This window comes from Candidatus Methylarchaceae archaeon HK02M2 (assembly GCA_024256165.1).
In the GTDB taxonomy this organism is placed as follows: Archaea; Thermoproteota; Nitrososphaeria; order Nitrososphaerales; family JACAEJ01; genus HK02M2.
This window is the reverse complement of record JAKLZG010000031.1, coordinates 1-7,023: the sequence shown is the minus strand read 5'-3', so window position 1 is coordinate 7,023 and position 7,023 is coordinate 1. Positions and strand designations below refer to the sequence as shown.

Genomic DNA, 7,023 nt, shown 5'->3' with positions numbered 1-7,023 from the left:
TTCTCTTATCCCCTTCAAGAAGCCCTCTTCCTAGATGCACATCGTCTATATGTTTACTTAAGGTTTCAGAGTCAGGAAATTTCGAATCACACCAAGGACATCTTATCTCTTCTTCTACCAATTTTTTACCCCTCAATGAATTTATTGTTAGATATTTAAGTTAAATTTATTTAGAAATTGAAATAGGTTAGATTCTGAAGACCTTCCTTAAATCGAATCAATTCTTCTATCTGTCTTAACCTTCCTTTAGTTGCTTTCGCCAATTCTCTTCTAAAGAATAAATCTATTTTATTATTCTTCCCTTGTAAAATTATGATGGCCTTTTTTGTCAACGCTCTTCCCTTCCTGTCAAGATCAAGAAGTAGGATAACCTTACTATATTTTTCAGATTCAGAAGCTAGTTCAGTCAATTTTCGATTATGACATAGTAAAAACAGATTCCCTTTGAACCCTATAGAATTGAGCGCTTCTGCGTCATGCTGCCCTTCAACTACAACCAATGCTCCATGCTTACATTCATCATTTAACTTACGCACAAATAAGGATAGGGCATGAAGTGTCTCTTCGTCTTTTGCCTCTCTCATAATTTATTACCTTATGAAAAGAACAAGTAAGATTGTTTACCACATTCTTAAATAAATATTATCCCAATTAAATTTAATCTAATAAAATTAGATTGTACCCCGTCTCTGACAGCTATGATTCATCGCTAGGCTCAAATACCTGCCTTATCATGCTTCTCTACCGGGGTAGGCCCCTGTCTGTCGCCCGCCTGGGTAAACCCTACACATCATCTTTTGTCAGTCAGGGCCGTCAACGAGCTTTAGGACAGGAGCAATTGAATAATATTATTTCCTTTAGGTTAAGCTTTTCGTTCGATTATATCTAAGATTTTACTCAAATCAACTTCATAGACTGTTACTGGATTTCTAAGTCGAAAGTTTTCTAATACTACGGGAGCAATCTCACCTATTATCCCTAGCTTGAACTTTCCAGATCTAACTATCGCTGCTCTACCTAGGATGAAGGAAGGATGGAATGTTGGAATAGTATCGACTTTCAGATCAAATGTCTGAGAAAAGAGTGAGACAAGACTCGATTTTGCCTCAGTATAATTCGCTGTTGAGTGAGATATGGCAGTTGCAAGATGATAGACCTCTCTGATTCCGGTAGAAGCTCTAGCATCCTTTACAAATACTTTTGATATTTCGAATATCTTTTGAGGATATTCCTCATGTATATTCTTAGATAATACCAACAATAATGAAGGGAAGAGAATGTCTCTGAGTAGTTCAAGTTCGAGGGATTTCGGGTTCTCCACTTTAACTATAGTTCTGGGCTTTCTGTTGGTAAACTCATGAAGAACCTTCTTGCTCACTAAGTTGTAGTTCATAACCTCTATATAACCTAAACCTACCATGACTTCCCTAGCTGATCCCATCAATGACAGAGTCTCATCGGGCTTGCCTGCATTTTTCGATGTGATCAAAGTTGGAGATAACCTATCAAAACCATAACCATAGGCTACCTCTTCAACTAAGTCTACTAGGTGCAAGATATCGACACGGTACCTTGGTATAATGGCGATAAGCTTTCTATCTTCTGATAATACGCTTATTCTGCTTTTCTCTAGACTCTCTGAAACCTCTTGTTCTGTGAGGTTTAACCCAAGTAGATCGTTTGCCAACTTAATATCAACTTCCATCTTCTGGGAGCTCATATCAGGTGTTGTTCTGACGGAGTTACCGAGACTAACCTTGACAGACTCCAGTTGAGCTCCGGCATCGTTCAGAGTAGCTGCCAAGATTGCCAGAGCATCCTCAGCTGTCCCTATATCGGTCGCTGTTATTTCGATGAATAGATTACTTGTATACATAGTCAATTTTGTCAGTTCTCCGTTTATGATAGGAGGGAACGAGAGTACATTATCAAAAGAGTCGATCAAGATTGGGTATCGATCAAAGTCAGATAATATGTGACCGTACTCCTTGCCTACATCAGTCCTTTTTAGTATCTCTCCAATATTCATCTCTTCCTCATGATCTAATGGAACGAATTTGAAGTCTGAAGGGACTGTGGTATACCTTATGGGAGGGGTGATGACATCTAAATTGTGAATCCCGATAGACATTTTACGCCTATGCCTACCTATACCATTATGAAGGTCTTCTTGCATAGAGATGATCTCTTCTATCAGTTCATCATCCAAGACCAAGCCCTTTGCAACAAGGCTGACAACAATGGGCCTGACTTTTTGTGTTGACTCATCGACGATGAGATTAACCTCTCCTTTTTTTACTGAGTAAGATGGCGCACCCTTTTCAAAGCCAAAGAGACCGTTCAAAGACCGAGCCACACCGTAGCTGGTTGAAAAGTCGGGTCTATTGGGATTATATTCGACCTTCATGTATTCGTCTGTAACCTCTTCAAGGGTGATGCCGAGGTATGGTATTTTATCTACCAATTCCTTTTTAGATACATCAGCCTTGATCAAGGCCTTTAGTTTATCATAAGTTAATTCGATTACAGGCATAAAGGTACCTTCCTAAGCCAACCTAAGTTGTTCTCATAGAGCTCTCTTATGTCTTCTATATGTAATCTAGTCATTATTAGGCGTTCTAAACCTCCCCCCCATGCCAAAACTGGGTTCTTAACTCCTAAGGGAAGAGTTACTTCAGGTCTGAAGATACCCATGCCACAAAGTTCCATCCAACCAAAGTCCTCTACATATACGATAGACTGTAAAGATGGTTCAGTATATGGAAAGTAAGTTGGCCAAAATTTTACCTTCTTCAAGCCCAGTATTTTATAAAACTCGCTTAGTACACCCATGAGATCACGTAATGTAACCTTCCTACCCATCACGATTCCTTCAATCTGATGAAGTTCAGCAAGATGCTTAGTGTCGAGCTTCTCATTTCTAAAGACTTTATCGACCGAGAAGACTTTGGCTTCAGACGCTCTGGTATCGGCAAGATATTTTACTGTGACTGCAGTTGTGTGGGTCCTAAGGACAAGTCTTTTTGATTCGTCCAACTTCCAATCATAACCCCATCCTTTAGATCCTGTATCTCCACCATCAGTGTGAGTTCTTGAGACATTTTCTATCAGATCTAGGCTACTTGTCTTTGTATCTTTTATATTAGGTATATAGAATGTATCTTGCATATCCCTAGCTGGATGGTCTTGGGGTACGAATAAAGCATCAAAGTTCCAAAAAGCAGGTTGAATTATAGGACCTACTATCTCTTCGAATCCAAGGGAAATGAAGGCTTCTTTAACCTCGTCAATAAAACGTTGGACAGGATGCTTTTTACCAGGGTAGCTTGTTGGAGCAATTGCCTCAACATCAAAAGGTCTAAGTTTGAGCTCCCTCCATCTACCACTTATTATCAACTCGGGTGTGAGATTATCAATTTGTTTGACTTCTTTTACAGTCTCGGCAGTCTCCCTACCAAGATCTGTAAGCATAATAAAGATCGTCTTAACCGGTCTTTTCGTAAAATAACCTGGCCTCTTGATCAATTCACTAAGAGCTACCCTTTCTTGCTCTTTGAATTCGTCTAAGAAAAATTTCTTTTTCGCTACAAACATCCCCAATAAGGATTCTTCAGAAGAAATCTTGTCAGATGTCAACTTTACAGTTTTCTTCCTATTATCCGTATCTATCCAGCCTCTTGATCTAGCATGACCAAAAGCAGCAGAGAACTCTTGTGGGGTTGAATCGAAGGCTTTGCTCAGCTCATCTAGTTTTACTTCTTTACCAAGTTTTTTCAATACTTCGACCAGACGCCTTTCCGGCAGGCCATGCTCTATTGCCCGCTTCCCTTCCTCAGCAATTTCGATTATATATCGGGTTGTCGTCTTAACCTCTACCATGTTTTTTGATCTTAACCACTCTATAGCCCTCCTAGCTTGATCAAGAGTCATATCGGCTTTAATAGCTACATCTTCGAGTAAACCTCCGCCATTCTTAGCCAGTGATAAGACAAGTTTCCTCTCTAGCGAATGTAACGGTTTCAACTCACTAACTTCAAATTGGACTAAAACAGTTTTTTAAGGGTTGTCATGTATCAAAATCTTTGAGGATATCGAGGTTTCTATTTTTTCATCCTGTAACTCTATTCTATGAAGGATCCCTCAAGATGAAATCATCAATTATATCTCTTGCCTTCTCTCTTTTTTTCTGGTGCTCAATGAGAAAAGACCTGACCTTTTCTGCTAACCTTTGTTTATCATCCCCGCAGATTAGACAACCATTCTTGCAGTTTTCGTAAATTTCAGCCATCTTCTTCTCATCCCACTCAAATAAGATACTGTAGTAATGGTAAATTGGACAGATTTCTGGATTGCCACCTTTCTCTTTCTGCTCTTTTATTGTTGCCTGTCCACCCGTAAAAGCATTCATTATCTTACTTTCGGCCAACTCTGGTGAATCTACAGTGAATATCGCAGACTCTGGCTCACTTGCACTCATCTTTCCTCCCTTCATGAGGCTCGGGAAGAACTTTGAATGTATCTCTGCAGGTTTGTAGAAACTCAATTTTGGTGCTACATCACGAGCGACTCTCCAATAAACGGATTGATCTATAGCTGCAGGTATCAAACACGGGGTGTTCTTCCCTTTAAGTACCGATGGGAAGAAGCAAGGAGCAGCTTGTATTGAAGGGAAGAAGATCAACCCGATATTCGTACTTACATCAAATCCAAAGGCAGCTTTCACTGTTGAAAAGGTTACATGCTTGGCAAATTTTGTGGCTATCTTGTAAAGAGTTTTTGCATATTCTGTGTCTATGAAGATGAAGGTTTTTTTTGGATCAAATCCACAAGCGATAACATCCAAAGCATTCTCATATGCATAACCTGTAGCCTCATCAAGGCTCAACTTTGGATCATGAAGGAACTTCTCATCATCTGTCATTTGAAAGTATAGTTCTACATCGAACTCTTCTTGAAGGTACTTGGTGAATATCCATGGTATCAGGTGACCAAGATGTGTGTGACCTGAAGGACCACGACCAGTGTACAGAAAGAATTTTTCTCCTGCTTCATATCTATTTAAAATCCAGTCGAAATCTCTATGAGAGAAAAAGATCTTCCTCTTTAATAGAGGGTGCAAATCGCCTGTATGCTTTCTGATTCTTTCAAGAATTTCATCTGTTATGATCGATGTTCCAAAATCTCTTATTAGCTTTTCATAGTCTACCTCTCCCCTAACTTCCCAAGGAGTTACAACAAATTCTCGTTCATCTTGTGACATATCGATCCTTCCAAATTAACAGTTTCAAATCTGATCTTTACAATATCCATTCGCTTTACCGAGCACTTAATAATATTTTCCAAAGATTGTAAGGTTTAATGTGATTTTATTATATGTCCTTCTACGTCTATCTCACCAGACTTGATTCGAGTCGATGAGATTGGCAGACCATCATCTGCTAAAACAGTATCGATTATAATTATCTTCAACGGTTTCAAGCCTTTATCTATTCGCAATTCATTGGCCATTTCTGCCTTGCTGGCTGTCTCTTCACTTACAACTATCGCATCGATATTTGCTTTGGTTGCAATGGGTCCAAAGTAATCTTCTAATACGCATATCTTATATCTATTAGGAAATTCGGAATCCAGAAATTTTTTCAGAAGCTTAACCCGTAAAGGAAGATCATGATTTAAGTTCTTACCTAATCTTCTTGCAAAGTTATCTGATGAAACTCCAATAATAATCGATTTCCCATTATTAAATGCAACTCTCAGCAAGACCCTGTGTCCGAGGTGAAGGTTATCGAATGTACCTCCTACTGCGACTTTCTTATACTTGAAAGTCATCTATTTCCACAATATTTTTAAAATTTTAAAAATCAGATATAAACGGTTCTGTAGGTAATTGTTGTGAACGTTCCTCAAGATTACTTCAAAGCTGGCAGAATAGCCTCCAGAGTTTGTAAGGAGATGGTAAAAAAAGTCTCCAAAGGAAACAAAGTCCTTGACATATGCAATAATGTTGAGAATATGATAAAAAGGCTAGGGGGAGATCCAGCATTTCCATGTAATGTGTGCATCAATAATGTCGCCGCTCATTATACTGCCGAGACGGATGATGAGAGTGTAATTCATGATGGAGATGTTGTGAAGATAGATGTAGGCGTTCATGTAAATGGTTATATTGCTGATACAGCTTTTACGATATCCTTTAACCCTGATTATGATGAATTAGTGATGGCTACTAAGGATGTTTTGTATGAAGCAATAAGTATGATACGTGGGGGCGTAAAGGTTGGTGATATAGGGCGTGTGATTGAAAATGGTGCTCGTAAAAGGGGTTTTCAACCAATCTCAAACCTTAGTGGCCATCTTTTAAAGCAGTACTGTATTCATGGAGGTATTTCGATACCTAATGTATGGGTCGCCAATACTCCATCTTTAAGGGCTTATGAAGTATATGCAATTGAACCTTTCTTGACAACTTTGGATGGAACAGGTATGGTCAAGGATGATAAACGAAAAATGATTTACTCGTTGATCGGTAGGAAAAAAATCGGCGATAAGAATTTAGACTTCTTGACAGAGGAAATATGGAGGCGCTTCAAGACCCTGCCTTTTGCTAATAGATGGTTGACAGATGTAATTGAAAAAGATGAGATAAAAAAAATGATAACAAAACTTGTTGAGAATAAAATATTGAGAGGATACCCAGTTCTATTGGAGGCTTCGGGAAAGTATGTGGCTCAATTTGAGAAGACTGTAGTCCCTACCGAGAGTGGAGCTATGGTCACAACTGATTATTAAGGAAGCATATAAAATATAAGGATAAAAAACTCCTAAGTTGGATTAGACCAACAAAGAGATAATGATGGGCCGGTAGTCCAGTCTGGTAGTGATGCCTCGTTGGCATCGAGGAGGTCGTGGGTTCGAATCCCACCCGGTCCACCTATGACAACTAACCCAAGTTTTTGTTTACCTCTTTTTCTCTTGTTTTTTCTGTTCTCTTATTTCGATTCCTTGAACCCTAACCCCCTATAC

6 protein-coding genes and 1 tRNA gene are annotated in these 7,023 nt (G+C 39.0%); 2 read left to right on the top strand and 5 right to left on the bottom strand.

Features of this window, described 5'->3' with window-relative positions:
- Window positions 1-170 precede the first annotated feature (170 nt).
- The 5 genes from L6N96_02760 to L6N96_02740 all read right to left on the bottom strand — a co-directional run bounded on the left by L6N96_02760 (window position 171) and on the right by L6N96_02740 (window position 5,829).
- Entirely contained in the window at window positions 171-584 is a 414-nt protein-coding gene (locus L6N96_02760; protein ID MCP8323086.1) for a toprim domain-containing protein, read from the bottom strand.
- A gap of 278 nt (window positions 585-862) precedes the next feature.
- A complete protein-coding gene (gene pheT, locus L6N96_02755; protein MCP8323085.1) occupies window positions 863-2,533 on the bottom strand; it encodes a phenylalanine--tRNA ligase subunit beta in 1,671 nt (556 codons plus the stop codon).
- Window positions 2,524-4,023 carry a phenylalanine--tRNA ligase subunit alpha gene (locus L6N96_02750; protein MCP8323084.1) on the bottom strand — a complete coding sequence of 500 codons (1,500 nt, stop codon included), beginning with the start codon at window positions 4,021-4,023 and terminating at the stop codon, window positions 2,524-2,526. The genes pheT and L6N96_02750 overlap by 10 nt, the downstream gene beginning before the upstream one ends.
- Window positions 4,024-4,126: 103 nt before the next feature.
- Complete coding sequence (locus tag L6N96_02745) at window positions 4,127-5,260, bottom strand: tryptophan--tRNA ligase (protein ID MCP8323083.1); 1,134 nt, start codon at window positions 5,258-5,260, stop codon at window positions 4,127-4,129.
- A gap of 95 nt (window positions 5,261-5,355) precedes the next feature.
- Window positions 5,356-5,829, bottom strand: a complete 474-nt coding sequence (locus L6N96_02740; GenBank protein MCP8323082.1) for a pantetheine-phosphate adenylyltransferase — start codon at window positions 5,827-5,829, stop codon at window positions 5,356-5,358.
- A gap of 63 nt (window positions 5,830-5,892) precedes the next feature.
- On the opposite strand from L6N96_02740, the gene map reads away from it, so the two are divergent.
- Together map and L6N96_02730 are read left to right on the top strand one after the other, a co-directional pair.
- Window positions 5,893-6,789 (top strand): type II methionyl aminopeptidase, encoded by an 897-nt coding sequence (gene map / locus L6N96_02735; protein ID MCP8323081.1) that lies wholly within the window; start codon window positions 5,893-5,895, stop codon window positions 6,787-6,789.
- Between the two features lie 66 nt (window positions 6,790-6,855).
- Window positions 6,856-6,930: transfer RNA gene (locus tag L6N96_02730), tRNA-Ala, on the top strand.
- Window positions 6,931-7,023: the final 93 nt, after the last annotated feature.

Coding starts and splice junctions, on each gene's coding strand:
- L6N96_02745 (MCP8323083.1), bottom strand. CDS start 5,260: ATGTCACAAGATGAACGAGAATTTGTTGTAACTCCTTGGGAAGTTAGG.
- L6N96_02760 (MCP8323086.1), bottom strand. CDS start 584: ATGAGAGAGGCAAAAGACGAAGAGACACTTCATGCCCTATCCTTATTT.
- L6N96_02740 (MCP8323082.1), bottom strand. CDS start 5,829: ATGACTTTCAAGTATAAGAAAGTCGCAGTAGGAGGTACATTCGATAAC.
- pheT (MCP8323085.1), bottom strand. CDS start 2,533: ATGCCTGTAATCGAATTAACTTATGATAAACTAAAGGCCTTGATCAAG.